Source organism: Paucilactobacillus salsurae, assembly GCF_054784995.1.
This window is the reverse complement of record NZ_BAAHWX010000001.1, coordinates 152039-178281: the sequence shown is the minus strand read 5'-3', so window position 1 is coordinate 178281 and position 26243 is coordinate 152039. Positions and strand designations below refer to the sequence as shown.

The following is a 26243-nucleotide window of genomic DNA, read 5'->3' as shown; positions in this document are numbered from 1 at the left end:
AAGGAGGGTATCGAAATGACAAATAGTAACGAATTGCAATATTTAGAAATGGCTAAAAAAGTATTGAATGAGGGCCATCAAAAAACAGACCGGACAAATACTGGGACACATTCATTATTTGGCTATCAAATGAGATTTGACCTCAATGAAGGATTTCCATTGTTAACCACTAAAAAAGTGCCATTTGGGTTGATTAAAAGTGAATTACTGTGGTTTCTAAGAGGTGATACCAATATCCGCTTTTTATTGCAGCATAAAAATCATATTTGGGACGAATGGGCATTTAAAAAATGGATTGAAAGTGCGGAGTATGGCGGACCTGATATGACTGATTTTGGCCATAGAAGTTTAGTCGATGATGCATTTAATACCGACTATCAAGAACAAAAGCAACTATTTTGTGACCGCATCTTAAATGATGATGCTTTCGACCAAAAATATGGTGATCTTGGCTTAGTATACGGGAGTCAATGGCGGGCATGGAAGACCAGTACTGGTGATACAATTGACCAAATTCAAACCGTCATCGATCAAATTAAAAAAACGCCAGATTCACGGCGTTTAATTGTTACTGCCTGGAATCCTGAAGATGTACCAACGGTTGCATTGCCACCGTGCCATACTATGTTCCAATTTTATGTGGCGGATGGCAAACTCAGTTGTCAACTCTATCAACGCAGTGGTGACATTTTCTTAGGCATTCCGTTTAACATTGCTAGTTATGCTTTACTGACGCATTTAATTGCTAAAGAATGTGACTTACAAGTGGGTGAATTTGTGCATACCCTTGGTGATGCCCACATTTATAACAATCATATTGATCAAATCAAAGAGCAATTGACTAGAGCGCCAAAAGAGGCACCAAAATTGATTTTACCAACTGAAAAGAAGCCGCTTGAGGCTTATGAAATGGCTGATATTAAACTTGAGGGTTATGATCCATACCCGGCCATCAAGGCCCCTGTTGCTGTTTAATCTTATTTTAGCGAGGAGTAAGACATCATGATTGGATTTATCTGGGCAGAAGATCGAAACCATGGTATTGGTATCAATGGTCAATTACCATGGCATTTACCAGCTGACATGAAACACTTTAAAACGCTGACCACTGGTCACGTGGTTGTCATGGGTAAACACACATTTGACTCCATCGGCAAACCACTGCCGAATCGACGTAATATTGTTTTATCAACCACGATGGCGCCTGTTGAAGGGGTCGAGATCGTCCGAAATGTGGAGGCACTCAAAACATTGTTAAATTCAATCTCAGATGATATTTATATTATGGGTGGCGCAGTTGTTTATGACTCCACATATCAATTGGCAACGCACTTATTCAAAACGGCAATTGCTCATGAATTTAAGACGGACACAAAAATGGTTCCCATTAATTATGATGAATGGGAACTCATTGAGCAAAAGTCATTTAACGCAGATGATAAGAATCAATATGATTACACATTTGAGACCTATCAAAAACGGTAAATTTTGAACTTAATTGTATTATACAAATAGCAATATTGAAAAGTACATCAGGATGGTTCCACCAAGCACAAAGAAGTGCCAGACGAGATGAGCATAAGGCCAACCCGGTTTGCTATAAACAAGCGCACCCAGTGTGAACGTGACGCCACCCAACACGAGTAGCGTAAAACCAACAAGGCTTAGATTTGTCCAAAGTGGTTTGAAGGCGAAGACGCATAACCAGCCCATGATGACGTAGATGGCAGTGGAAAGTGGCGTTGATTTTTTCAACCAAATGCTTTTATAGACGACACCACAGATCGCCATTAACCAGATCACGCCAAACAAAGTCCAACCTAGCCAACCAGAAATGGCGACTAGACAATATGGTGTATATGTACCAGCGATTAAAATAAAAATCATCGAGTGGTCAAACACTTGAAACACGTTGTGTGCTTTTGTAAAAACTAACGCATGAAACATAGTGGACGTTAAATAAAATAGAATCAAAATACTGCCATAAATTGTGAAAGTCACGATGCGGATTGGACTGTGGAGAGAGACTGCTCTAATAATGAGAAGTACTAGACCAGCAATTGCTAAAGCAGTGCCCAAACCATGTGTAATGGTGTTGGCAATTTCAATTAAAATGGTGCGTTTTTTGGTTTGTAGTTGCATGATAAAGCTCCTTATAGAATCGTGATGTAATTTAGTTTTCGAATGAAAATAATAGGTACTTCTGCTATACTGTTTAGTAAATAATACTTGATATTAGATTGACTGAACGATTTACAAAAATGGATCTATGTATTAAACTAGGTTATCTAGTTTTATGAACTAGATAGAGTATATCATATTTATAAAATGTCGGAAAGTGTGGTCGAATCATGACGAAGATTAAAATCGTCACAGACTCTTCAGCAGGTTTAACTGAAGAAGAAATTTCAAATTATAATATTACAATTATTCCATTGTCAGTGATGATTGATGGAACAATTTATGTTGAACGGGAAACCATTACTAATGAACAATTCCCAGAATTAATGAAAAACGCACAGTCGTTACCGAAAACGTCTCAACCACCAATTGGTAAGTTTGTTGACGCATTTGATCGACTCGGTGAAGACGGTAGCTCAGTGATTTGTGTCAACATGATGGAATCAATTAGTGGAACAGTTCATGCAGCTGAACAAGCCGCAACGCTTAGTAAAACGGATGTCACGGTGGTAGATAGTCAGACGACTGACCGTGGTTTAGCCTTCCAAGTAGTGGAAGCTGCTAAACTTGCACAAGAAGGCGCAGATGTTGATACAATTGTAAAAAAAATGGCATCTGTTCGTGATCGCTCAAAACTTTATTTGGGTGTTGTTAACTTGAACAATCTTGTAGCTGGTGGCCGAATTAGCAAGGTGGCTGGTGCGCTCTCAAATCTATTAAATATTAAGGTTGGTCTGGAAGTCACTGGTGGTAAAATTGAAATTCGGATGAAGGGTCGCGGTATGAAGGCCCTTAATAAGTACTACGCTGATGTTTATGAAAAAATGCAAAATGGTCCGAAGATTAAATCAATTGGCATCTCACACGTGCAAGCGACAGAAGTTGTTGCCAAAATGCAAGAAAAGATCACTTCTTTGTTTCCAGATGTACCATTGGTCATCAGAGAAACAGTGCCAATTATTGCCACTCATGCGGGCATTGGGGCTTTTTGTTTAATGTATTATACTGAATAAAACATAACTAATTACCTAAGGTTGGAGTCGAGTTGTGATGCTCCGGCCTTTATTGTTATACATATATCAAGTTGGAGAGCAAATATGGTTAAGAAAAAAATAGTTGTTTGGATTGGCATCGTTATTGCGATTTTGGTCATTATTGGTGGGGGCATTTATTTTGGCACCCAACAGACCGGTAATCAAAATCACCCAACGTCGAAACAAGCAACCAAAAAAGTAAATCAGAATAAAAAAACAATTCATTTAATTGCCTTGGGAGATTCATTAACACAAGGGGTTGGCGATCAGAAAAATAATGGCGGTTATGTCGGCATTATTAAGACTAAGCTGGAGAAAAGGGACCATACCTCAGTTAAAACAACTAATTACGGCATTGCTGGGGATCGATCTGATCAAATTTTAAAACGGTTGAACAACGAAACCAAATTTCAAAATAATCTAAAAAATGCTGATGTCATTGTGATGACGGTTGGTGGCAATGATTTAATGCAGTCGCTAGAGTCGAATGCGTTTGTTTCTTCAAAAACAAAGTTTTCGGATAAAATGAGCGCCGCTAATACAACTTACAATCAAAAGTTAAATGAATTGCTTAAAAAGGTTAGACAATATAATGGTAAGGCGCCTATCTTTCTATTTAGTGTGTACAATCCATTCTATGTCTATTTTGCCAATGTGGACTCAATCACAACGGCGGTCACAAATTGGAATTCAACCTCACAAGCAACATTAAAGGGTTATGGTCCCGCATATTTTGTGAATGTTGACGATTTAATGTCACATGGGCAATATCAAACAAAGGCACAACAACAGCAGCTTGAAGACAAAGCTACCAAAACGAATGCTAAAAATATGAATGAAAAAGAAGTGAATCAAATTATGAGTCAAAAAAATCATAATTTAAATCACTACATTTCAACCGATGATAATTTTCATCCTAATCATTTAGGGTATGAAAAAATGGCAGATAAATTATTTAAACAAATGCAACAACATGATAGTTGGCTAAAAGAGGAGTAGGGATCAATGCGCACAAGTGAAGTGAACAAAAAAAAGCAACGTGAACATAATTTTTGGAAGTGGGGCTTTATTGGACTGATTGTGGTTCTCTTAATTGGTGGGGGGTATCTTTATCATCAAATAACAGCGCCTGTAGAAGCACCAGGTAGTACTTCAGCACCAAAGAAAAGTGATTCTTCTTTTGAAGTTGATTTAAATAAAAAGCAGATTAACGCGCTTGCTGCAAACTATTTAACCAAGTTACAAAAAGGGCAGAAGGTTAAATATCGTTTCTTTGTGGGTGAAAATGCAACAATCACTGGTAAAACAAAATTTTTAGGGGCAACCATTAATTTTGCGTTGAATTTTACACCGAAAAAACTAGCCAATGGCAATGTGTTATTAAAGGCGAAGGGTCTAGCTGTCGGTCATTTAAATTTGCCAATTAAATATGTCATGGGTTATGTTAAAAACAACTACAAAATCCCTAACTGGGTCAAATTAAATCAGAAGAAGAAAACTATTTTGCTAGATTTGAATAAATATAGTAAACACCACAGTTTGCACTACTCAGCAGAAGAGATTAATATGCAACAAGGTCATTTTCGCTTCTTGGTGACCATTCCGAAAAACTAGCAATGAAAGTGAGAATTAACATGCGACAAAGCTTTTACCAATACTTAATGACACAGCGTAATCCAAGTGGAGCTGACGAGATTGCTGAATTTGCGAATAATGCTTTTTATGATCAAGCATTTCCAAAACAGTCACAAGATTTTGATGAGATTTCGCATTACTTAGAAGAAAATGCAAACTATTTACAGGCAATGACGATCTTTGATGATGCTTGGCAACGATACTTGAATAAAATGAATTAAGATTTTTACAATATAGCAGTACTTGAATGATTGAGCCCAATCATGACTAAAGTAAAAACGGAAAAATATATAAAATAGAATTTCACCTAACTAAATACTTGATATAAGAGCATTTTGAATTGTTACATTAATTTATAAAAGATGCCCCTCCTACAAAAGAATGTTATTTTTTTATTTTATTATTTAATATTGACGAATAGTAAATATTTAGATAATCTTATTTTATATATAGGGGGGATTATCATGAAAAAAAGAAGCATTTTTGGCATCTTAATGGTGTTATTACTTTCAATTGGGTTGTCTGCATGTTCAGCAACTGAAACATCGACATACAAAAAGACTCAGGACAATACAACAGCAACGGATAAAATTACGCATCGAGGCGACAAGGTGCTTTCGGAAAATGAAACAGTAACGAGTGATTATAGTGGTACTGGTGCAACTGCAGATCAGCTTAAAACTGTAACGAGTACCGTTAAGAGCAAAATGGATGAGTACGGTAAGAAAAAAGGAATCGATACCAAGTTTAAAGTTGACGGCCAGAAGATGAAAGTTCAAGTTAAAATCGATTATTCCAAGGTATTAGCGGATGACTTGAAGGCAATTGATAGCAATTTCGCTGGGTCAGGCGTCAAGAAAGTTAGTTATAATAAAACCGTCAAGCAATTGAAGAGTGATGGTTATAAGCTTCAAAAAGGTAATGATTAGAGTTTAAATTTAATAATTAAGGGTGCTTGAAAAAACTCAAGTCATCTAAAAATCACAGAGTCTTGGTATCTTTTCCAAAGGCTCTGTTTTTTATGTACATTCTAAAAGTAAATGGATATACTAACTTAATGAGTATGTTTCATTAACGGTTGATTGAAATGAATAAAGGAGTTTCATATTATGGCAGTAATTCAGTGGTTTCCTGGTCACATGGCAAAAGCTTTGCGGCAAATTAGAGAGCAGTTATCATTAGTTGATATTGTGTTTGAACTGGTTGACGCACGAATTCCGTTTTCGTCACAAAATCCAGTCGTTAAACAGGCTTTGCATCATAAACCACATTTATTAATCATGACCAAACTTGATATGGCAGATCAGCGTGTCACGAATCAGTGGTTGACCTATTTTGAACAATTAGGCCAGCCAGTGATTGCTGTAGATGGACGCAGTAGTCAGGTTAGAAAACAAGTTACGAAAAAAAGCCAACAAATTTTGGCACAGATGGTGGCACAAGAATCGGCCAAAGGTATGCAAAATCGGGCAATTAAAGCGATGTGCGTTGGTGTACCAAATGTCGGTAAATCTACCTTATTAAATCATTTGGTGAATAAAAATGTGGCTAATACGGCCAATCGTCCAGGTGTCACGACTGGACAACAATGGTTGCGGTCATCTGCTAATCTGGAACTATTGGATACACCGGGTGTTTTATGGCCTAAGTTTGAAACACAGCTAATTGGTGTCAAATTAGCGCTGATTGGATCTATTAAAGATAGTTTGTATCCAAAAGATGATGTTGCTTTGTTTGCAATTCATCATTTTAGAATAGTTAATCCACAGATATTGAGTGATCGTTATCACTTAGCACCTGAAGTTTTGGACGAAACTGCCACCGATGCCGATGCTTTGTTAGAAATCACGAGTAAATTAGGCTTTAAAGATGACTATGATCGAGCCAGTGAACGCATTATTACTGATTTTAGAAAATTAAAATTAGGCGCGACTAGTTTAGAAACACCAGATGAAATCACAGAAATGAGCAACGAAAATGACGCAGCAAACCATTAAAGAAATTCAAGAAAAATTAAAAACGATCACTAACTTGAATGACCCTTGGGTTCAAACGCTGGCTAGTGATTCACGACGCGGTGTTGTTCTAGCCTTGCAGCGATTAAAGAAGAAAATCACTAGACGTGAAGAACAGGTAGTCGCATTTAAGCAGCGTTTTAAATATGAAGACGAACTTTGGCAAAATGGCTGTCAATATATTGCTGGTGTTGATGAAGTTGGTCGTGGGCCATTAGCTGGTCCAGTCGTTACCGCCGCAGTTATTTTAGATCACCAGTTTGACTTGATTGGTGTTACGGATTCAAAGCAACTTACTGCTCAAGAACGCGAAAAACTTTATTTAAAAATTATTGATGAAGCAGTTGAGGTTAACATCGCCGTTAAAGACAATCAAGTGATTGATGATCATAATATTTATGAAGCAACTAAAATTGGTATGAAAGAAGCTATTTTAGGCCTTCATCACCAACCACAACATTTGATTGTTGATGCAGTTCCTTTAACAATCTCGATTCCCCAAACGACTTTGATTAAAGGAGATCAAAAAAGTATTAGTGTCGCAGCAGCCAGCATCGTGGCTAAAGAATACCGTGATCATTTAATGCAGACCTATGCCCAAATTTATCCCGGTTATGATTTTGAAAATAATATGGGATACGGCACGGCTAAACATTTGGCTGGATTGAAGAAGCTGGGCATTACTGATATTCACCGTCATTCCTTTGCACCAGTTAGAAAATTCGAATAATTTAACGGAGAGTTTCGTACATTATTAATGTAGGAGGCTTTTTTTATGGATTTAAGAACATTCGCATTAAAATTGCATCTGTGTCCTGGCATCGGCATTAAAACTGAATATATGATTTGGCAATGTCTACGAGAGATTAAATCCTTTGAAACAATCGAAATACTCTGTGAACACGCTAAACTTTCAGAAAGAATCAGCAAGCAATTGATCAGTCATTGGAATTCATCAGAGCACTTAGCTTTGGTTAAAAAGCACTTAGTAAAATGTCAATTTATGACAATTTTTGATGATGACTATCCCGAAGCCTTACGACAAATTTATTGTCCGCCAATGGTTTTATTTTATCGTGGGGATCTAAGTTTGTTACATCAAAAAATGATCGGCATCGTTGGTGCGCGCAAAAATACAACTTACGGTAAACAAGTACTGGAAAATTTAATTCCGAGTTTGGTTCAAAATTCAATTTGTATTGTTAGTGGTTTGGCAACCGGAATTGACGGTATTAGTCACCGCATCACATTGGATCATGGTGGTAAGACAATTGGTGTGATTGGAACGGGAATTGATCGGCAATACCCAAAGCATCATCAAGATTTACAAATACAACTGGAAACAGATGGATTAGTTTTATCCGAATATCCATTAGGGAGCCCACCAATGCAATTTCACTTTCCACAACGCAATCGCATTATTGCGGGCCTATGTCAGTCATTAGCGGTGATTGAAGCAAAACAAAAGAGTGGTAGTTTAATCACGGCTAGCTTAGCCTTACAAGAAAATCGCAACGTGTTGGCCGTTCCGGGGCGAATTGATGCACCAATGTCACTCGGATGCAATGAATTAATTGCGGCCGGAGCGATGCCAATTTTGAACGCAGAAAGCTTAATTTCGAATTTCTTTATTTGACAAGTTTTTTTTTATGAAATATGATGGTTTGGATTTACGACTATTGTTGATCCAGATTTAGGGTCATGTAAGGAGCTTGAAGATGCCGACAAAAACTGCCAGTAAAAATGCAGGTACGAAGAAAAAAACACGTGCGAAATCAAAAACTAAAAAGAATTTAGTGATTGTTGAATCACCATCTAAAGCTAAAACAATTGAAAAATATCTTGGAAGAAATTATAAGGTTGTTGCTAGCTTGGGTCATATTCGTGATTTACCAAAGAGTCGAATGGGCGTTGATATTGATCATGATTATCAACCCGATTATATTTCTATTCGCGGTAAAGGTGATGTGATTAAAGAACTACGCAAAGATGCTAAAAATGCTAAAAACGTTTATTTAGCTTCTGACCCGGACCGTGAGGGAGAAGCAATTGCATGGCATGTTTCGAATATCTTAAATTTAGATAACGATAAACATCGTGTGACGTTTAATGAAATTACTAAAGACGCTGTCAAAGATGCGTTTAAAGAACCACGTGACATTGATATGGATTTAGTTGATGCACAACAGGCGCGTCGCGTATTAGACCGTTTAGTTGGTTATTCAATTAGTCCTATTTTATGGAAGAAAGTCAAAAAAGGATTGAGTGCCGGTCGGGTTCAATCCGTGGCATTAAGCTTAATTATTCAACGTGAAAATGAAATTAAAGCGTTCGAACCACAAGAATATTGGACAATTGATTCTGAGTTTGAAAAGGGTCGCGAAAAATTCGCGGCAGCTTTCTATGGTGTTAATGGAAAAAAACAAGATTTAGCAGATAACGCGGCTGTACAAAAGATTTTAGGCCAGTTAGATAAAAAAGCTGATTTTGATATTACTGCAGTTGTTAAAAAAGAACGGAAACGTTCACCACAGCCACCATTTACTACGTCAACGATGCAACAAGACGCTAACCGCAAGTTGAACTTTAGAACACGTAAAACAATGATGGCGGCACAACAACTCTATGAAGGAATTAAAATTGGTAAGGGCCCTAATGTTGGGTTAATTACCTATATGCGGACGGACTCAACTCGAATTTCCACGATTGCAAAACATGAAGCATCACAATTCATTCATGAAAAGTATGGTGCTGAATATGCGGCAACCAAACCGGTTAAGGGTAAGTTGCCTGAAGGCGCACAAGATGCCCATGAGGCAATTCGTCCTAGTTCGGTATTTCGAACACCGGCTGATATGAAAGAATTTCTGACTAACGATCAGTTCAAACTTTATAACTTAATCTGGTCACGTTTCGTGGCAAGTCAAATGACACCAGAAATTCAAGACACTATGGCAGTGACGATCTCACAAAATAATGTTGATTTTCATGCCAATGGGTCTAAGGTGAAGTTCAAAGGATTTACGAAGGTTTATCAAAACGGTAAAGACAAAGATAATATTTTGCCAGATCTTCAAGAAGGAGACACCGTTAAGTTAGCAAAGACTGATCCTAGCCAACACTTCACTCAGCCACCTGCAAGATACTCTGAAGCCAATTTGATTAAGGCACTGGAAGAAAACGGAGTTGGCCGTCCATCAACCTACGCGCCAACTTTGGATACCATTCAGCGACGTTACTACGTCAAATTAGTATCACGACGCTTCGAACCCACTGAACTTGGTGAAATCGTTAATACCATTATTCAAGATCAATTCCCAGACATTGTGAATGTTAAATTCACAGCTAAGGTCGAAGATGAACTTGATAGCATTGAAGAAGGTAAGCAAGATTGGGTTAAAGTAGTCGATTCATTCTACAAGCCATTTTCAAAAGAAGTTAGTCAGGCTGAAGAAGAAGTAGAAAAGATCGAAATGAAAGACGAACTGGCAGGCATGGATTGTGACATCTGTGGCGCCCCAATGGTCGTTAAAATGGGCCGTTATGGTAAATTCTTTGCTTGTTCACGCTTCCCAGACTGTCGTAATACTAAGGCCATTGTTAAAGACATTGGTGTTACTTGCCCTAAGTGTCATGAAGGAACAGTCGTTGAACGTAAGTCAAAACGTAACCGTGTATTTTACGGTTGCTCACGTTTTCCAGATTGTGACTTCGTTTCTTGGGATAAACCAATCGGTCGAGATTGTCCTAAAGACGGACATTTCTTAGTTGAAAAGAAAATTAAAGGTGGCAAGCAAGTTGTTTGTCCAAACGGTGATTACGAAGAAGCCGTGCAAAAATAAGTAATTGAAAAAGTTTTCGCAGTCTGCTAAAGTGCAGCTGTGGAGGCTTTTTTTATGGCAAAAAATTGGGTTGACCTATTTTTGGAATATTTACGTGTTGAGCGTCAATACTCAACGGATACAATTACTGCTTATCATGAGGATTTAAACGAATTTATCCAATTTTTAAGTGATAACGGCGGTATGAAAAAATGGACTGATATTGATCGACTTGATGTGTCGGTTTATTTAACCTATCTGAATGATTATCCATATCAACGGTCTTCAGTTGCCCGTAAAATATCCAGTTTGCGTTCTTTTTATAATTTTTTAGGACAAAATGACTTAGTGGGTAAAAATCCATTTGCCAACGTACAACTAAAAAAACATCAAGAAAAATTACCTCGTTTTTTTTATGAAAAAGAAATGAATGTGCTTTTTACGGCAGCCAAGGGTGAAGGAAAACCGCTGGATGATCGTAATACAGCAATACTAGAAGTGTTATATGGCACTGGCATGCGGGTGAGCGAATGTGCTAACTTACAATTAGATAAAATTGATTTTGATGTGATGATGATCTTGGTTCGAGGAAAAGGGGATAAGGAGCGCTATGTACCATTCGGTAGTTATGCCAAAAAAGCCCTTGAAACGTATTTTACAACCTGTCGTACACCAATTATGGCCAAGTATCATAAGGACCATAATGCTGTCTTTATTAACCATTATGGCGATCCCATCAGTGCAAAGGGGATTGAATATATTTTGAATCAAATCATTAAAAAAAGCAGTTTAACTGCTGATATTCATCCCCATATGCTGCGGCACACATTTGCCACGCATTTACTGAACAACGGGGCAGATCTACGGACGGTACAAGAGTTATTAGGACATTCGAGTCTTTCAACCACGCAAATCTATACCCATGTGACCCGGCAACATTTGCAAGAAGACTATCGAAAGTATTTTCCCAGAGCAAAGGAGGACGACGAATCGTGATTACTATTGACAATGAACAATTAACCGCCGAATTTACCACGCTCGGTGCACAACTCACTAGTTTAAAAAAGAAAACAGATAGTTTTGAATACATCTGGCAGGGTGATCCGGTTTTTTGGAAATATCAAGCACCGGTTTTATTCCCGTTTGTCGGGCGACTAAAAGACGATCAGTACCAGTATCAGGACAAGACGTATTCTCAAACGCAACACGGTTTTGCGCGTCAAAGTGAGTTTCAAGTGGTCAGCCAGTCTCAAAACAAAGTTCAGTTTGAATTACGCGCTGATGAAACCACCAAAGAAGTATATCCGTTTGATTTTTTGCTAACGATTACTTATTCATTAGACGGTAACCGACTGTTGGTCAGCTACACGGTAAAAAATATGGATAACACTGAGTTATTATATGCACTCGGCGCACATCCAGGGTTTAATATTTCAATTCAACATGGCGCTGTTTTAGATGTTCAACCTGCTCAAGAATATGAACAGATTCCTTTGGTTGGCCCCTATAATGACATTGAACATTTGAAAACAATTAATTTAACCAAGCCGTTGTCACTTGAACGAACGCTATTTAAAAACGATGCCATTATTCTCAATTTAAAAATGCAATCCACTAAATTAAGCCTAAAGGATAATCAAAATCATTTGGTGAGCGTCAATCTAACGCAAACACCATTTGTCGGTGTCTGGACGCCTTTTGATAAAGAAGCGCCATTTGTTTGCCTTGAACCATGGTGGGGCATTGCGGATAGTGTGACATCAAATTATCAGTTAACCCAAAAAACAGCCATTAATCACTTGGCTGTTCATCAAAGTCAGCAAATGGGCTTTGAGATTGAAATTGGATAATAAAAAATGGAATCCGCAGATTCCATTTTTATTTTTTCTTATTTTTTAAATGGTAACCTACGCCAAATGGTACCATGTTTTCATTGCCGTGAATGATTCGCCCAATGTTTGGAATATGTCGCCAAATCACCACAATCGATAAAATACCGGCAATTAGACTGAGAATCCAATCATGTAAAAAGAGAGCTAAGACAGTTGTTAGCGTGATGCCTAAAATGCTAGCCACACTAGCCATGCTGGAAAGATAAAGAGTCGAGCTAAAAATTGCAGATGCAATTAAGAATAAAATGGGGTTGTAGGCCAGCAAGATACCAGCACTTGTCGCAACGGCTTTGCCGCCCTTAAAGTGATCAAAAATGGAAAAGGTATGGCCTAATGATGCAAACAATCCAATGATTAGCGGATTGATGTTTGAATGGAAAAGATAGGGTTGGCTGGCCGCTAACGTACCTTTTAAAATATCCATAAACAACACCACGATACCTGCTTTTTTGCCCAAAACACGAAAGGTGTTGGTGGTACCAATATTGCCACTACCGGCTTTTCTAATGTCAGTGTGGAAAAAGAGTTGACCAACCCACACGCCAGACGGAATTGATCCGAGTAGGTAAGCCACAATAATCATTAACAAAATTTTCATAACGAACTCCTTAAAATTAATCGCATTAATCATAGCATTTTTACCAGTTAAAGAACATCAAAAAATAATTGATCGACAAGTTCGTGTCTTTGCAAACATTTAAAATTAAGGTATTATTGATTGGATATGACTTATTAAGAGCAGGATAAAATTGACAAAGAGTAAAAGGGGTTTTTGTTGGTGCCAAAGAAAAAATCAAGTTATGATGATTCTTCCATCCAAGTTCTAGAGGGACTAGAAGCGGTTCGTAAACGTCCTGGAATGTATATTGGATCAACAGATGGCAAGGGATTACATCATTTAGTTTATGAAATTGTAGATAATGCTGTCGATGAGGCATTATCTGGATTTGGAAATGAAATTAACGTCACCATTGGTGCAGATAATTCTATTACAGTGCAAGATCATGGTCGTGGTATGCCAGTTGGAATGCACGCGTCAGGTGTACCCACTCCCGAAGTCATTATGACAGTCTTGCATGCTGGTGGTAAATTTGGCCAGGATGATGGTTATAAGACTTCAGGTGGATTACATGGGGTTGGGGCATCAGTTGTGAATGCCTTGTCTGAGCACTTAACATTGACGATTGTCCGTGATGGCCAAAAGTATCAAGAAAAGTTTGAAAATGGTGGGCATCCTGTTGGCACGTTAGAAAAGTTAGGTAAGACCTCGGCATCAAATGGCACAACGGTTTCATTCAAACCAGACAGTACTATTTTTTCAACGGTCGTTTACAACTATTCAACGTTAGCTGAACGTCTACGTGAATCGGCCTTCTTATTGAAGGGTGTTAAAATCACATTGACTGATGAACGTAGTGGTCAGGAACAAAGCGAAGTCTTTCAGTATGATGAGGGAATTAAGCAATTCGTTCAGTATCTGAATGAAGATAAGGATGTACTAGGCGACGTATTGTATTTTGATGGCAATAGTGAAGGTGTCGAAGTCGAAGTTGCTGCTCAATATAACGATGGTTATTCAGAAAACGTCCTGTCGTTTGTCAATAACGTGCGCACGCCTGACGGTGGTACTCATGAAGCCGGCATGCGGAGCGCTTGGACCAAATCTTTTAATGAATATGCACGTAAGGTTGGTCTATTAAAAGATAAAGATAAAAACCTTGAAGGTAGTGACGTCCGTGAAGGATTATCGGCAGTGATTTCTGTACGGATTCCCGAAAGAATTTTACAATTTGAAGGACAAACCAAAGAAAAATTGGGCACGCCTGAAGCACGTAAAATTGTGGATAGCATTGTGACAGAACAATTGGGTTACACGCTAATGGAAAATGGCGAGTTTGCCCAAATGTTGATCAGAAAGTCATTAAAAGCGCGTGAAGCACGTGAAGCTGCGCGTAAAGCTCGTGATCAATCACGGAGTGGCAAAAAGAAGAATAAACAAGAACGTCTTTTATCAGGTAAGTTAACCCCTGCCCAATCTAAAAACGCCAAGAAAAATGAGCTCTTTTTAGTCGAAGGTGATTCTGCTGGTGGCTCTGCTAAACAAGGTCGTGATCGCCGTTTTCAAGCGATCCTGCCTTTACGTGGAAAAGTATTAAACACCGAAAAAGCTAAACTCGATGATGTCATGAAAAATGAAGAATTGAACACCATGATTTACACGATTGGTGCAGGTGTTGGCTCTGAATTTAAAATTGAAGATGCCAATTACGATAAAGTCATTATCATGACGGATGCCGATGATGACGGAGCCCATATTCAAATTTTATTGTTAACCTTTTTCTATAAATATACGCGCCCAATGATTGAAGCCGGTAAAATTTATATTGCTTTGCCACCACTTTACAAGTTACAAAAAGGTGTGGGTAAGAAGACCAAGATTGAATATGCCTGGACAAACGAAGAACTTGATGAAGTTCAAAAAACATTTGGTAAAGGTGCTAGTCTACAACGTTTCAAAGGCCTAGGTGAAATGAATGCGGATCAATTATGGGAAACAACCATGGATCCTGACACAAGAACTCTCGTCCGAGTTCGTATTGAAGATGCACAACTAGCTGAACGTCGCGTCACGACTTTAATGGGTGACAAGGTTGAACCACGTCGTAAATGGATTGAAGATAATGTGCAATTTACGATGGAAGAAGAAGGCAGTATTTTAGATACGACCAAAGAAGACGAGGAAGTTAAGCCAAGCGTCGCACCTGAAACTGAACAAAAAGACGAAAAACAACCAACTGAGCCAAAGATCTCAACTTGGAATGATCAACAAGAAGAACAAATGGACTTATTTAATGAATAATGTGAAAGAAGGGTATATTGGTGAGTGATACAAGAATTCAAGAATTGACCTTGGAAGAAGTAATGGGAGATCGATTTGGCCGTTACTCTAAATCCATTATTCAAGAACGGGCATTACCAGACATTCGTGATGGACTAAAACCAGTTCAACGACGGATTTTATTTGCTATGAATAAGGATGGCAATACTTACGAAAAAACCTTTCGTAAATCGGCAAAATCAGTCGGGAATGTCATGGGTAATTTTCACCCTCATGGTGACAGTTCAATTTATGAAGCCTTAGTTCGAATGAGTCAAGATTGGAAATTGCGAGAACCATTGATTGAAATGCACGGTAACAATGGGTCGATGGACGGTGATCCGCCGGCCGCAATGCGTTATACCGAAGCACGGTTGAGTAAAATTGCTGGCTTAATGTTACAAGATATTGATAAAGACACGGTTGAAATGGTATTAAACTTTGATGATACCGAAAATGAACCAACAGTCTTGCCAGCTCGTTTGCCTAATTTGCTAGTTAATGGCGCCACCGGTATTTCTGCTGGTTATGCCACTGAAATTCCGCCACACAATTTAGCCGAAGTGATTGATGGCTTGGTTTATTTGTTGGCCAATCCAGATGCTTCTTTGGATCAATTAATGGACTTTGTTAAAGCTCCTGATTTTCCAACGGGTGGCATCATTCAGGGAATGGATGGTGTAAAAAAAGCTTATGAAACTGGTCGTGGCCGAATTGTGGTGCGGGCTAAAACTGCAATTGAAGGCCTTAAAGGTGGCAAACAACAAATTCGGGTCACTGAAATTCCATATGAAGTGAACAAGGCCCAATTAGTGAAGCGAATTGACGAACTTCGCATTGCTAAAAAAGTTGAAGGTTTAGCCGAGGTACGTGACGAGACCGATCGAACTGGTCTATCAATCGCCATTGAGTTAAAACGTAACGTGAATGCCCAAGGTATTTTAAATTACTTGTTTAAAAATACTGATTTGCAGATTAATTATAATTTCAATATGGTCGCAATTGATCAAATGCGGCCAAAACGCGTGGGCTTAAAGAAGATCTTAGCCTCATACTTACAATTCCAAAAAGAAATTATTACGAAGCGAACTCAGTTTGATTTGAACAAAGCTCAGAAGCGATTGCATATTGTCGAAGGACTGATTAAGGCCCTTTCAATTTTAGATCAAGTGATTGCTACTATCCGCGCCAGTCAAAACCGTAAAGATGCCAAACAAAACTTGGTTGATCAATATGATTTTACTGAAGATCAAGCTGAAGCAATTGTGACTTTGCAACTTTACCGTTTAACCAACACGGATGTCACCGAACTAGAAGATGAACAAGCAAAGTTAACAAGTGACATTAACACATATCAGTCAATTTTAACGAGTGATAAAAAACTCGCGCAAGTGTTGAAAAAAGAATTGTTGGATGTTAAAAAACAGTTTGGTAATCCACGTAAAACATCTCTCGAAGAACATGTTGAAGAACTGAAAATTGATACCAAAGTGACTGTTGCTAAAGAAGATGTCATTGTCCTTGTTTCTCATGACGGTTATATGAAACGCAGTAGTGTTCGGTCTTACACGGCATCCGACAGTGCAGATAACGGACTAAAAGAAGATGACTATGCCATCTTCACTGAAAAAACAAATACGTTGTCTCATTTGTTTATGTTCACGAATAAAGGTCATCTGATTTACCGGCCTGTTCATGAAATTGCGGATCAAAAGTGGAAAGATACTGGCGAACATATTTCCCAAACCATTGGGTTAGATGCTGATGAACAGATTATAAATGTGATGGCATTTGATTCTTTAAAAGAAACAGGTAACTTCTTAATGGCGACTAATGATGGCCAGATTAAGCAGACTAGTTTTGCTGATTATCTACCAGGGCGCTCATATAAGAAACATGCTAGCATTTTCATGAAGCTTAAAAATGATAGTTCACGCGTATTAAATGTGCAGTATTTTAACACTAGTGCTGACAATCGTTCAGTATTATTAATGAGCCAGAGTGGCTTAGCATTACGATTTGATTTAAGTGAAGTGCCTGTTACAGGTGCCAGAACAACTGGAGTTAAGTCGATGGGCTTACGAGGTGACGATCAAGTTGTTAACTTGGCCGTGGTAACTGAAAATCAGGATGTTGCGATTATCACTGATCGTGGCGCATACAAACAACTTAAAATCAGTGACATTCCAGTTACATCACGTGCTCGTAAGGGTGTTCTAGTGTTACGAGAATTGAAGACTAATCCGCATCAAATTGCAGATTTTATTGCCTATGATGATGATTTTGAAGGAGCGTTTGAAATTATTACTGACAGGCCAATGAGTCAAGATGTGTTAGTGAATGAACATCCGTTTGGATCACGATATTCTAATGGTTCCTTTATTTTGGATGTCGACACTCAGGGAACACCGGTCATTATTCGACCAAAAGATGTGGCATTGGTCCTATAATCTTTTTCATAAGAAAAAAGTCATAGAAATTTCAAACTATATTGATTTATCAGTGCTTAAAAGTGTAGTAGAATAAACAAAGTTAAATTGAAACAAACAATTATTTTGCAAACAACCACTTATTTTAATATAATAGTTATGTGAACAAAAAGTTTTAATTTATAAGATGTTAATTACAATATCGAAAGGAAGCCGCCACATGAAATCAAAACAAGAAAGTATCTTTTCTTCTAAAACATTGACTTACTTCTTGCAATTGACAGAAACGATGAACTACACGCAAGCAGCTCAAATTTTAGGCATTACACAACCGGCATTAAAACAACAGATTAAAAAACTAGAACGTACCGTGGGTGCACCACTCTTTTATTCAGTAGGTAAAAAACTGCGATTATCAGATGCAGGTTACACAATGTTGCATGCCACTCATGATATCTATGATTTGTTAAACGAAGCAACGGATGAAATTCAACAAGCCACCAGTGCTAATCATGGTGAAATTCATCTTGGCATTTTAGCTTCAATTGAAACAAATGTCTTTGAAGACTTCGTTGTGCGTTATTACGAAGAAAATCCAGATATTCATATCACAATGCACATGTTGACGCGAAAAGAAATTTGGGACGGATTAGAAAACAACCAAATTGATTTAGCGATTATGTATTTACCAGATGATAGTATTAAGAACTGGAAGCCATATGATTCGAAGAAGATTATGGGTGAAGACTTACTGTTTATTCACCATGATGAAAACTTGGCTAAGAAAAAGCGAATTAAACCAAAACAGACCTTGGATCAACCGTGGGTAATGTATCCTGTTGGCTATTACATTAACCAATTGGTAACTGAAGAATATAAGAACCAGCTAGTAAACCAGCCTAATATCGTGGCTAGATTTACACAACCTGGTCAAATCTATAACTTCATGAAGGCCACAGATGCATACACTGCATTGCCAAAGAGTTACGTCATGTCTCGTGAAGATCGTGACGAAATTTCAACAGCGATGTTTGATCCACAAATTAAATTTGATTTGTCATTTGTTTATCGCAATGCTAAAGATCAAATTCCACGTATTGCCCAATTCTTGGGTGCTTTTGATAAGTACCTCGGCGAATTAGATTACTATGAACGCTTAGATCAAATTTTAGGTGAAGAAAAGTAATGAAAAAAGAGTTTCCAGTTGGAAACTCTTTTTTATCATGAAAGATAGTTGTTGCTATCGAGTTCATGAAGTATGATAGAAGTATAGTTTTCACAAAAACATTAATAAGGGAGTATTTGCAATGAGTAAAGAATTAGTTTTTGGACACCAAAGTCCTGATACAGATGCAATTGTTGCTGCAAAGGCATTTTCATACTTACAAAATCAATTAGGATTTGATACTGAAGCAGTTGCTTTAGGCGAACCTAATGCAGAAACCAATTATGTTTTAAATCATTTTGATGAACCAACACCACGAGTGGTTAAAACCGTGGCTAATGAAGTTGATGCAGTCATGTTAGTTGATCACAACGAAGCACAACAAAGTGTTAGTGATTTAGCTGACGTCACGGTGACCCATGTTGTTGATCATCACCGAATTGCTAACTTTGAAACAGCGCAACCACTTTGGTATACAGCGCGTCCAGTCGGTTGTACCAGCACAATTATCACCAATCTATTTGCCGAAAACAAGATTGATATTCCTGCTAAACTGGCTGGTTTGATGCTTTCTGCTATCATTTCTGATACCTTATTACTAAAATCACCAACAACAACAGATTTTGATCGTGAAGCCGTCAAAGCTTTAGCTGAAATTGCTGACATTGATGTGCAATCATACGGGATTGACATGCTTAAAGCTGGAACAGATCTTGATAGTAAGTCTGATAAAGACTTAATTGACGGTGATGCGAAGAGCTTTGAACTTGGTGGCAAAACGGTGCGCATTGATCAAGTTAATACTGTTGATGTTGCTGATGTTTTTGCCCGTCAAGCTGGTTTGGAAAAAGAAATGAAAGCTGAAAGTGCAGCTGAAGGTTATGATTTATTCTTACTCATTGCGACAAACATTTTAGATAGCGATTCTGAATTATTAGCTGTTGGGGAACCTAAAGAAGTGGTCGAAGCAGCTTTCGGTAAAAAACTATCCGCTGAAAGCCGAATGGCATTGCCAGGAGTGGTTTCACGAAAGAAACAAGTTGTACCACCATTGACAACTGAATTTGAAAAGTAATTATTTAAAACTAAGGATTGAGGAATGTGATGTTTCTCAATCTTTTTTTTATAAAAAAATCATTAATAAATAAATTAGATTTAAAAATAGACTTGTATATTTTTGAATAGTCATTTTATAGCATCATTACGAACAGCTAAAACGCAAACATCGTCAAGGCGAAAGTAAAAACTCACATATATCACATGATCAAGGACAAGTTGGTGACCGAATTTTTTGGTCACATCATGTAATTCCAATATATTTTCCATAATGACGCCTCCTTTGATAATTCTAATTTAAACGAGAAACGTTAATCACATCTTAATTCAATTATTAATTAAGTATTAATTATGAAAAAAATCACTTAATAAATTCCCTTATTGTATTTTTATATAACTAATTGTTATATAAAACATGTTTACTTGTGGATAATATTTGTGTAAGATAATATTAATTCAACTTGTTATTTTTGAATTAATTGTGAAAACGTACTCAAGGAGGAGTAATTATGAAAAGCAAAAAGATTAAATATACAATACTGGTTTCAAGTAGTTTATTAGGGGGTGCCATTTTAGGTGGCGTTGTTGCTAATAATCAAGCAATCGTTGTTCACGCTGATGATAAAGCAGCAGCTACAAAGACCACTAGTGAAGTACCTGCGGATCAAAAAATTAAAATTACTGATGAAAATACTAAAATTTCGGACAATGAAGTTGCAACAAGTCTTGGTGATAAGAGTAAAGTAAACGCTAGAACCGATTATGCTGACGATAATGGTACAGTGGTCACAGTTAGTGGTAAAAACAGTGATACTGATTACGTTACTGACTTAGGTCCTGGTACTATGTTCAATGGTGAAACAAAATATTATGCTGAAAAGCAAGATGACGGTACTTGGAGTGCTAAATCAGTAACACTAACAAGTGGACAAAAAACAGCTGGAACTAAAGATTTTTCTGTTGATGTATCTTCACTCGTTGATGGAAGTCAAATTACAATCGAACAACCATTAACAGATGGTGTGACTGCACATATCAGTTCAATGCATCATGAAACAGCTGATTATCCAGCCTTAATTGATGGTAGAGCATTTTTCGTTTATGTATACGGAAATAAGACTTATGACGATATTAGTCACGTGCCTGTGACAGACAAAGATACTATTGGAACACAGTTTTCGGACACATTTGTAAACATTCCAAATACTTTCCATTATTATGAAAATGGTCAGTTGATGACTGGAATTCTAAACTTAACTTACGGTAAGGTTACAACCACAACTCCAGAGACAACAACACCAGAAACAACTGAAACCACTAAACCAGAGACAACAACACCAGAAACGACAGAAACAACTAAGCCAGAAACAACGACTCCAGAAACAACCGATACAACTGAACCAGAAACTACAGAAACAACAACACCAGAAACAACTGCCACTGATGATACAGATACAAAGACTGATTCAAAAACTCCTGTATTAGTACCAACTGAAAGTGGAAACTATGTTGCGAGCGGTACTGGTACACCTGGCAACACCATTCTTATTTTAGATGAAGATGGGAACACGATTGCATCAGGAACAGTTGGCGCTGACGGAAAATTCTCAATTACAATTGCTGGCGATAAAGTTGATTATTCAAAGGACTATTATGAAAAAGAAGTTGCTGCTGTTAACGACAATAAGGGTAGCGAAGTGACTGCTACACCGGTTAACAACTCAGCTGCTAAAGCAGTTAAATTAACAACTTCAAAAGATCAAACAAAATTACCACAAACAAATGAAGCGGGTGTATTTTCACTCTTAGCTTCAGTAGCTGGACTTCTTGGCTTAGGCTGGTTATTCAGTTCTAAGAAGAAATTAAGCTAATTGATAAAACGCGTATAAAAAAAGCAATGTCAGTGACATTGCTTTTTTCATTTGCTTAAACTTTCAAACTCATTGCATTTAAGGCCACGATAATGGTGCTAAATGACATGATGACTGCACCAACCATTGGACTTAACGTAAAGCCAATCGGTGCTAGAATACCAGCGGCAAGGGGAATGGTAATGATATTATAACCAGCACCCCACCACAGGTTTTCAGTCATCTTTCGAGTTGTTTTCTTTGCTAAATCAATAAATTCAATAATACTTTGTGGATCACTGCGGACAAGCACAATATCAGCAGAACTGATGGCCACTTGTGTTCCGGAACCGATTGCTACACCAATATCTGCACGAGCAAGGCTAGGAGCATCATTGACACCATCACCAACCATCATGACTTTTTGATTGGTTGCTTGGTATTGTCTAATCAATTTTTCTTTATCTTCTGGCAGTAGATTAGCGTGAACATCATCAATCTCCAGTTGATCGGCCACTTTTTGTGCACTAGCTTGATTATCACCAGTTAGCATAACAGGGGTGATGTTTTGTTTTTTTAAATCTTTGATCAATTCAAATGCGCTTTGTTTAATTGAATCACCTTGACTCACATATCCCAGCACAGTTTTATTTTGAATTAGAAAACTTAACGTATCACCTGTGCGAGTTAAGTCATCAAGATTGATTTGGTCATCAGTCATTTGATGTTGTTGAACGTAGTTTAGTGAAACAATTGAGTAGTCGTTGTTGTTAATTTGACCACTAATACCGACGCCCGTTTGCTGTTTCACATTTTCTGCAGGTAGTAAGTCAATTTCGTTTTGCTTGGCAGCATTTAAAATCCCAACAGCTAACGGATGACTTGAATTGGCTTCAAGACTGGCAAAGAGTTGGAGAAGATCATTATCTTTGATCGTGTTGCTGATGCTGCGATACTCGTGCACTTTGAAATTACCTTCTGTTAAAGTACCAGTTTTGTCCATTAAGACATACTTAACTTGATTGACTTGCTCAAGCGCATCGCGATTTTGAATCAGCAGTCCATGAGCAGCAGCAATTGAAGTACTACGTGCTACTACTAATGGAATCGCCAAGCCTAAAGAATGTGGGCAGGCGATGACTAGCACAGTTACCGCAATAGACAATGCAATCGGGAGACTATCAACGATTAGCCAAGCAATAAAAGCGACAATTGAAACTGTTAAAGCAGCATAAAATAATAAACCAGCGACTTTATCAGCCATGTTTTCTTTAGCAGATTTTGAAGCCTGTGCTTTGTTGACTAATTGCATGACCTGCGCTAGATAACCAGATTCACCGGTGCCAGTAATCTTCATCGTAAATGAATCATTACCGTTAACGGAACCACCAATGACTTGGGCGCCGGTCTCTTTTGTGACTAACTTAGCTTCACCAGTTAGCATAGATTCATTGATACTGGTTGCCCCAACAGTAATAATGCCATCCGCGGGAACTTTTTCACCAGCTAGCACGCGTACTAAATCGTCTTTTTGAAGAGCCGAAACGGCAACATCTTCGGTATCATTATTGATTACTTTATGGGCTTTGCTAGGTAATAATTTGGCTAAATTGTCTAGCGCAGAACTCGCATTCATCACAGTATCCATTTCGATCCAGTGACCTAATAGCATGATATCGATTAATGTTGATAATTCCCAAAAGAAATCCATAACGAGAGGGTGTGCGTGCAAAATATAATTGTTAATGACTGCATAGATACTATAAACAAACGCAACACTAATTCCCATCGCAATCAATGTCATCATTGCAGGTTGTTTACTTTGCAGTTCACCTTTAGCACCGCTAAAAAATGGTTTTCCACCATAGAAAAAGAGAATGGTACCAAGAATTGCAATTAAATAATCTGACCAAGGATGAAAAAAGAACTGAAAGGGTAACTTCATACCCATCATCGGACTCATCAAGATAATCGGAATCGTCAAAATTAAAGATACCCAGAACTTTTGCTTGAGATTGCCCATGTGCATCATATGACCACCATGATTCATCATATCGTGGTCCATGTTCATATCCATATCCATGTCGTTCATTGAATGTTCGGACATTGGGTCCATGTGCATGTCATGATTGTGTTTATCCATTAGTATATTGAGCTCCTTTTTTGTTTTGACTACAAATGTAGTTATTGATTATTTTTAGTCTACAGTTGTAGTTTAAAAAAGTCAAGCGATATTTATAAGATGTCAAAAAAGATATTACGTGAAGGCCGTTGTTTATGCTAAAATTTACCGTAGAAAAAGGGAGTGGATGACTTGAGTATTAAAATGATCGCAGTTGATATGGATGGTACATTTTTGCGAGATGACAACACCTACGACCAGCAAAGATTCAATGCTCAATTTGAAAAACTAAGGGCATTAGGCATTCATTTTGTGGCGGCAAGTGGCTCACAATTACAACGATTGAGAAATCAATTTGATGGCATTAAAGATCAGATGGATTTTGTTTCTGAAAATGGGTCTGTGGTTTATTCGAATAATCAAATCGTCTCTGTTGAAGGTTTGACTGACGAATTATTGAAAAAAATTCAAGCCATGATTGGTCAACATTTTCGGTTACCAATCGCCTCAACAACAATTACGGGTCTTAAAAGTGCTTATTTAGATGCATCGGAACCGGATGAATTATTTGATTTGAAGAGCCGATATTACAACTCACTCGCCAGAGTAGATAATATTTTAGATCTAACAGCAAAAAAAGTTAATGATACTTTAATTAAGGTTGGTATCTCATTTGCACCAGCCGATGACTTAGAGCAACGCATGCAACAAGTTAAAACATTATTGCCGCCGCAGTTAGAAAGTTTAAGTTCAGGTTTCAATACTGAATTAATTGGCTTAGCAGGTGTGACAAAGCAGACGGGAATTGCAAAATTACAGCGACAATATGGTATTCAAGCTGATGAAATTATGACCTTCGGTGATAATGAAAACGATTTATCGATGCTAAAGATGACACCAAATGGTTATGCCATGGCAAACGCAGGGCAAGAGATTCTTAATCAAGTGCACCACGTGGCACCGAATAATAATCAAGATGGTGTTTTAGATATTATTGATAATGTCTTAAATGATTTAAAGTAAACGGACCATAGTAGCTGCTATGATCCGTTTTTGTATTATACAATATAGTTTAATTTTTTTGAGCTGCCCAGTGATTGATTGGGCCAAATTTATGGCCGACCTCAATTTGGTTGGCAATGGCTGTGTGGGTTTTCTTTTTAGCAAGTTTGATAGCAGAGGCAACATCGTCACCTTTTGCTAATTGAGCAGCGATGATGGCCGAAAAGGTGTCACCAGTCCCATTAACGTGGGTAGTGTCGACGTAATCTTCACGCAACCAAAAGCTGTCGCCGTTTTCAAGCAGGACAAAATCATCGACAGTCGATTGCTGTCTGTCTTGGTGTTGACCTTTGATGACCACATTTTTTGCACCCATTTGTTGTAATTGATGAGCACTTTCAACAACCTGGTCAGGTGAAGTTAATTCTGAATCAGTTAATTTTTTTGCTTCATAGTAGTTCGGTGTAATAACGGTTGCTAATGGAATTAACAGTTCCTTAAAGGCTTCATAAGCAGCATCTTCAAGTAACATGGCACCATGTTTAGTGATAATCACTGGATCCACGACTAATGGGCCAAAATCAACAGCTTGATAGCATTTTGCAACTGTTTCAATCACGTCAACATTTGCTAACATACCGGTTTTAGCGGCTTTGATATCGAAATCAGCACTTAGGGTTTTAAATTGTTGTTCAATAAATTTATTCGGCATGACCTGGGCTGCATCAATACCGTAGGAATTACCAGCGACTGCAGAGGTCAGTAACCCCATGCCATAAACATCAGAAATAAAAAAGGCATGCATATCGGCCGGCATTCCCGCACTACCATCAGAATCGTTACCCGCAATCGTGACAGCTTGGACATAATCATTAACCATTTATCATCATCTCGAACTTTCTTTAAAAGTTGTTATTTATTGTATCACGCATTTATGACAGAATGCATGATTTAAGTACGATGCTTGTTTTTATCTTTGAGTTTGCTATAATATTCAAGTATTGATTCCCAATCATAAAGGAAGAGTAGTATCAGATTTCATGCAAGCGAATTTGCGTTGGTGGAAGGCAAATCTTGAAATCGTGCGAAGCGCGCCTTTTAGGGAGAACTAAATAAATTTTGAGTGGAAATATTTCAATTAGAGTGGTACCGCGGGAATTCTC

24 protein-coding genes are annotated in these 26243 nt (G+C 37.9%); 19 read left to right on the top strand and 5 right to left on the bottom strand.

Annotation, left to right across the window (positions count from 1 at the left end):
- Nucleotides 1–15: 15 nt before the first annotated feature.
- Both ACYVQZ_RS00940 and ACYVQZ_RS00935 read left to right on the top strand, forming a co-directional pair.
- Nucleotides 16–975 (top strand): thymidylate synthase, encoded by a 960-nt coding sequence (locus tag ACYVQZ_RS00940; protein ID WP_461239526.1) that lies wholly within the window; start codon nucleotides 16–18, stop codon nucleotides 973–975.
- Nucleotides 976–1002: 27 nt separating this feature from the next.
- Nucleotides 1003–1485, top strand: a complete 483-nt coding sequence (locus ACYVQZ_RS00935; protein WP_461239525.1) for a dihydrofolate reductase — start codon at nucleotides 1003–1005, stop codon at nucleotides 1483–1485.
- Nucleotides 1486–1503: 18 nt separating this feature from the next.
- On the opposite strand, the gene trhA is transcribed toward ACYVQZ_RS00935, so the two are convergent.
- Nucleotides 1504–2142 (bottom strand): PAQR family membrane homeostasis protein TrhA, encoded by a 639-nt coding sequence (gene trhA / locus ACYVQZ_RS00930; RefSeq protein WP_461239524.1) that lies wholly within the window; start codon nucleotides 2140–2142, stop codon nucleotides 1504–1506.
- A gap of 209 nt (nucleotides 2143–2351) precedes the next feature.
- Between trhA and ACYVQZ_RS00925 the strand changes: the two genes are divergently transcribed.
- The 11 genes from ACYVQZ_RS00925 to ACYVQZ_RS00875 all read left to right on the top strand — a co-directional run bounded on the left by ACYVQZ_RS00925 (nucleotide 2352) and on the right by ACYVQZ_RS00875 (nucleotide 12536).
- A complete protein-coding gene (locus ACYVQZ_RS00925; protein ID WP_461239523.1) occupies nucleotides 2352–3194 on the top strand; it encodes a DegV family protein in 843 nt (280 codons plus the stop codon).
- 84 nt (nucleotides 3195–3278) lie between these two features.
- A complete protein-coding gene (locus ACYVQZ_RS00920) occupies nucleotides 3279–4214 on the top strand; it encodes an SGNH/GDSL hydrolase family protein (protein WP_461239522.1) in 936 nt (311 codons plus the stop codon).
- 6 nt (nucleotides 4215–4220) lie between these two features.
- Entirely contained in the window at nucleotides 4221–4829 is a 609-nt protein-coding gene (locus ACYVQZ_RS00915) for a YpmS family protein (RefSeq protein ID WP_461239521.1), read from the top strand.
- A 20-nt stretch (nucleotides 4830–4849) separates the two neighbouring features.
- Nucleotides 4850–5071: a YozE family protein gene (locus ACYVQZ_RS00910; protein WP_461239520.1), complete on the top strand. Its 222-nt coding sequence runs from the start codon at nucleotides 4850–4852 to the stop codon at nucleotides 5069–5071.
- A gap of 243 nt (nucleotides 5072–5314) precedes the next feature.
- Nucleotides 5315–5779 carry a DUF1307 domain-containing protein gene (locus ACYVQZ_RS00905; protein ID WP_461239519.1) on the top strand — a complete coding sequence of 155 codons (465 nt, stop codon included), beginning with the start codon at nucleotides 5315–5317 and terminating at the stop codon, nucleotides 5777–5779.
- Nucleotides 5780–5959: 180 nt separating this feature from the next.
- Nucleotides 5960–6847 carry a ribosome biogenesis GTPase YlqF gene (gene ylqF / locus ACYVQZ_RS00900; RefSeq protein WP_461239518.1) on the top strand — a complete coding sequence of 296 codons (888 nt, stop codon included), beginning with the start codon at nucleotides 5960–5962 and terminating at the stop codon, nucleotides 6845–6847.
- Nucleotides 6828–7595 carry a ribonuclease HII gene (locus ACYVQZ_RS00895; RefSeq protein ID WP_461239517.1) on the top strand — a complete coding sequence of 256 codons (768 nt, stop codon included), beginning with the start codon at nucleotides 6828–6830 and terminating at the stop codon, nucleotides 7593–7595. Before ylqF ends, ACYVQZ_RS00895 begins: the two co-directional genes overlap by 20 nt.
- A gap of 45 nt (nucleotides 7596–7640) precedes the next feature.
- On the top strand, nucleotides 7641–8501 hold the full coding sequence (gene dprA / locus ACYVQZ_RS00890; RefSeq protein ID WP_461239516.1) for a DNA-processing protein DprA: 861 nt from the start codon (nucleotides 7641–7643) through the stop codon (nucleotides 8499–8501).
- A gap of 82 nt (nucleotides 8502–8583) precedes the next feature.
- Nucleotides 8584–10707 carry a type I DNA topoisomerase gene (topA, locus tag ACYVQZ_RS00885; RefSeq protein WP_461239515.1) on the top strand — a complete coding sequence of 708 codons (2124 nt, stop codon included), beginning with the start codon at nucleotides 8584–8586 and terminating at the stop codon, nucleotides 10705–10707.
- Between the two features lie 54 nt (nucleotides 10708–10761).
- Entirely contained in the window at nucleotides 10762–11682 is a 921-nt protein-coding gene (xerC, locus tag ACYVQZ_RS00880) for a tyrosine recombinase XerC (protein WP_461239514.1), read from the top strand.
- Nucleotides 11679–12536 (top strand): aldose 1-epimerase family protein, encoded by an 858-nt coding sequence (locus ACYVQZ_RS00875; protein WP_461239513.1) that lies wholly within the window; start codon nucleotides 11679–11681, stop codon nucleotides 12534–12536. The genes xerC and ACYVQZ_RS00875 overlap by 4 nt, the downstream gene beginning before the upstream one ends.
- Before the next feature lie 28 nt (nucleotides 12537–12564).
- Here ACYVQZ_RS00875 and plsY read toward each other — a convergent pair whose 3' ends face one another.
- The gene (plsY, locus tag ACYVQZ_RS00870) at nucleotides 12565–13176 is read right to left on the bottom strand and encodes a glycerol-3-phosphate 1-O-acyltransferase PlsY (RefSeq protein WP_461239512.1); all 612 of its coding nucleotides are present in this window, start codon (nucleotides 13174–13176) and stop codon (nucleotides 12565–12567) included.
- Nucleotides 13177–13356: 180 nt separating this feature from the next.
- On the opposite strand from plsY, the gene parE reads away from it, so the two are divergent.
- The 4 genes from parE (at nucleotide 13357) to ACYVQZ_RS00850 (ending at nucleotide 20125) form a co-directional block, all read left to right on the top strand.
- A complete protein-coding gene (gene parE / locus ACYVQZ_RS00865) occupies nucleotides 13357–15438 on the top strand; it encodes a DNA topoisomerase IV subunit B (protein ID WP_461239511.1) in 2082 nt (693 codons plus the stop codon).
- 20 nt (nucleotides 15439–15458) lie between these two features.
- Nucleotides 15459–17906: a DNA topoisomerase IV subunit A gene (gene parC, locus ACYVQZ_RS00860; RefSeq protein ID WP_461239510.1), complete on the top strand. Its 2448-nt coding sequence runs from the start codon at nucleotides 15459–15461 to the stop codon at nucleotides 17904–17906.
- Nucleotides 17907–18105: 199 nt separating this feature from the next.
- Complete coding sequence (locus tag ACYVQZ_RS00855; RefSeq protein ID WP_461239509.1) at nucleotides 18106–19071, top strand: LysR family transcriptional regulator; 966 nt, start codon at nucleotides 18106–18108, stop codon at nucleotides 19069–19071.
- Between the two features lie 121 nt (nucleotides 19072–19192).
- Nucleotides 19193–20125 (top strand): manganese-dependent inorganic pyrophosphatase, encoded by a 933-nt coding sequence (locus ACYVQZ_RS00850; RefSeq protein ID WP_461239508.1) that lies wholly within the window; start codon nucleotides 19193–19195, stop codon nucleotides 20123–20125.
- A gap of 110 nt (nucleotides 20126–20235) precedes the next feature.
- On the opposite strand, the gene ACYVQZ_RS00845 is transcribed toward ACYVQZ_RS00850, so the two are convergent.
- A complete protein-coding gene (locus tag ACYVQZ_RS00845) occupies nucleotides 20236–20376 on the bottom strand; it encodes a hypothetical protein (RefSeq protein ID WP_461239507.1) in 141 nt (46 codons plus the stop codon).
- A gap of 239 nt (nucleotides 20377–20615) precedes the next feature.
- Here ACYVQZ_RS00845 and ACYVQZ_RS00840 point away from each other — a divergent pair, with 239 nt between their 5' ends.
- Nucleotides 20616–21977 carry an Ig-like domain-containing protein gene (locus tag ACYVQZ_RS00840; RefSeq protein WP_461239506.1) on the top strand — a complete coding sequence of 454 codons (1362 nt, stop codon included), beginning with the start codon at nucleotides 20616–20618 and terminating at the stop codon, nucleotides 21975–21977.
- 55 nt (nucleotides 21978–22032) lie between these two features.
- Here the strand turns inward: ACYVQZ_RS00840 and ACYVQZ_RS00835 are convergent, their stop codons facing one another.
- Nucleotides 22033–24099, bottom strand: a complete 2067-nt coding sequence (locus ACYVQZ_RS00835; protein ID WP_461239505.1) for a heavy metal translocating P-type ATPase — start codon at nucleotides 24097–24099, stop codon at nucleotides 22033–22035.
- 171 nt (nucleotides 24100–24270) lie between these two features.
- Between ACYVQZ_RS00835 and ACYVQZ_RS00830 the strand changes: the two genes are divergently transcribed.
- On the top strand, nucleotides 24271–25101 hold the full coding sequence (locus tag ACYVQZ_RS00830) for a Cof-type HAD-IIB family hydrolase (RefSeq protein ID WP_461239504.1): 831 nt from the start codon (nucleotides 24271–24273) through the stop codon (nucleotides 25099–25101).
- Nucleotides 25102–25150: 49 nt separating this feature from the next.
- Here the strand turns inward: ACYVQZ_RS00830 and thiD are convergent, their stop codons facing one another.
- Complete coding sequence (gene thiD / locus ACYVQZ_RS00825; protein ID WP_461239503.1) at nucleotides 25151–25960, bottom strand: bifunctional hydroxymethylpyrimidine kinase/phosphomethylpyrimidine kinase; 810 nt, start codon at nucleotides 25958–25960, stop codon at nucleotides 25151–25153.
- Nucleotides 25961–26243: the final 283 nt, after the last annotated feature.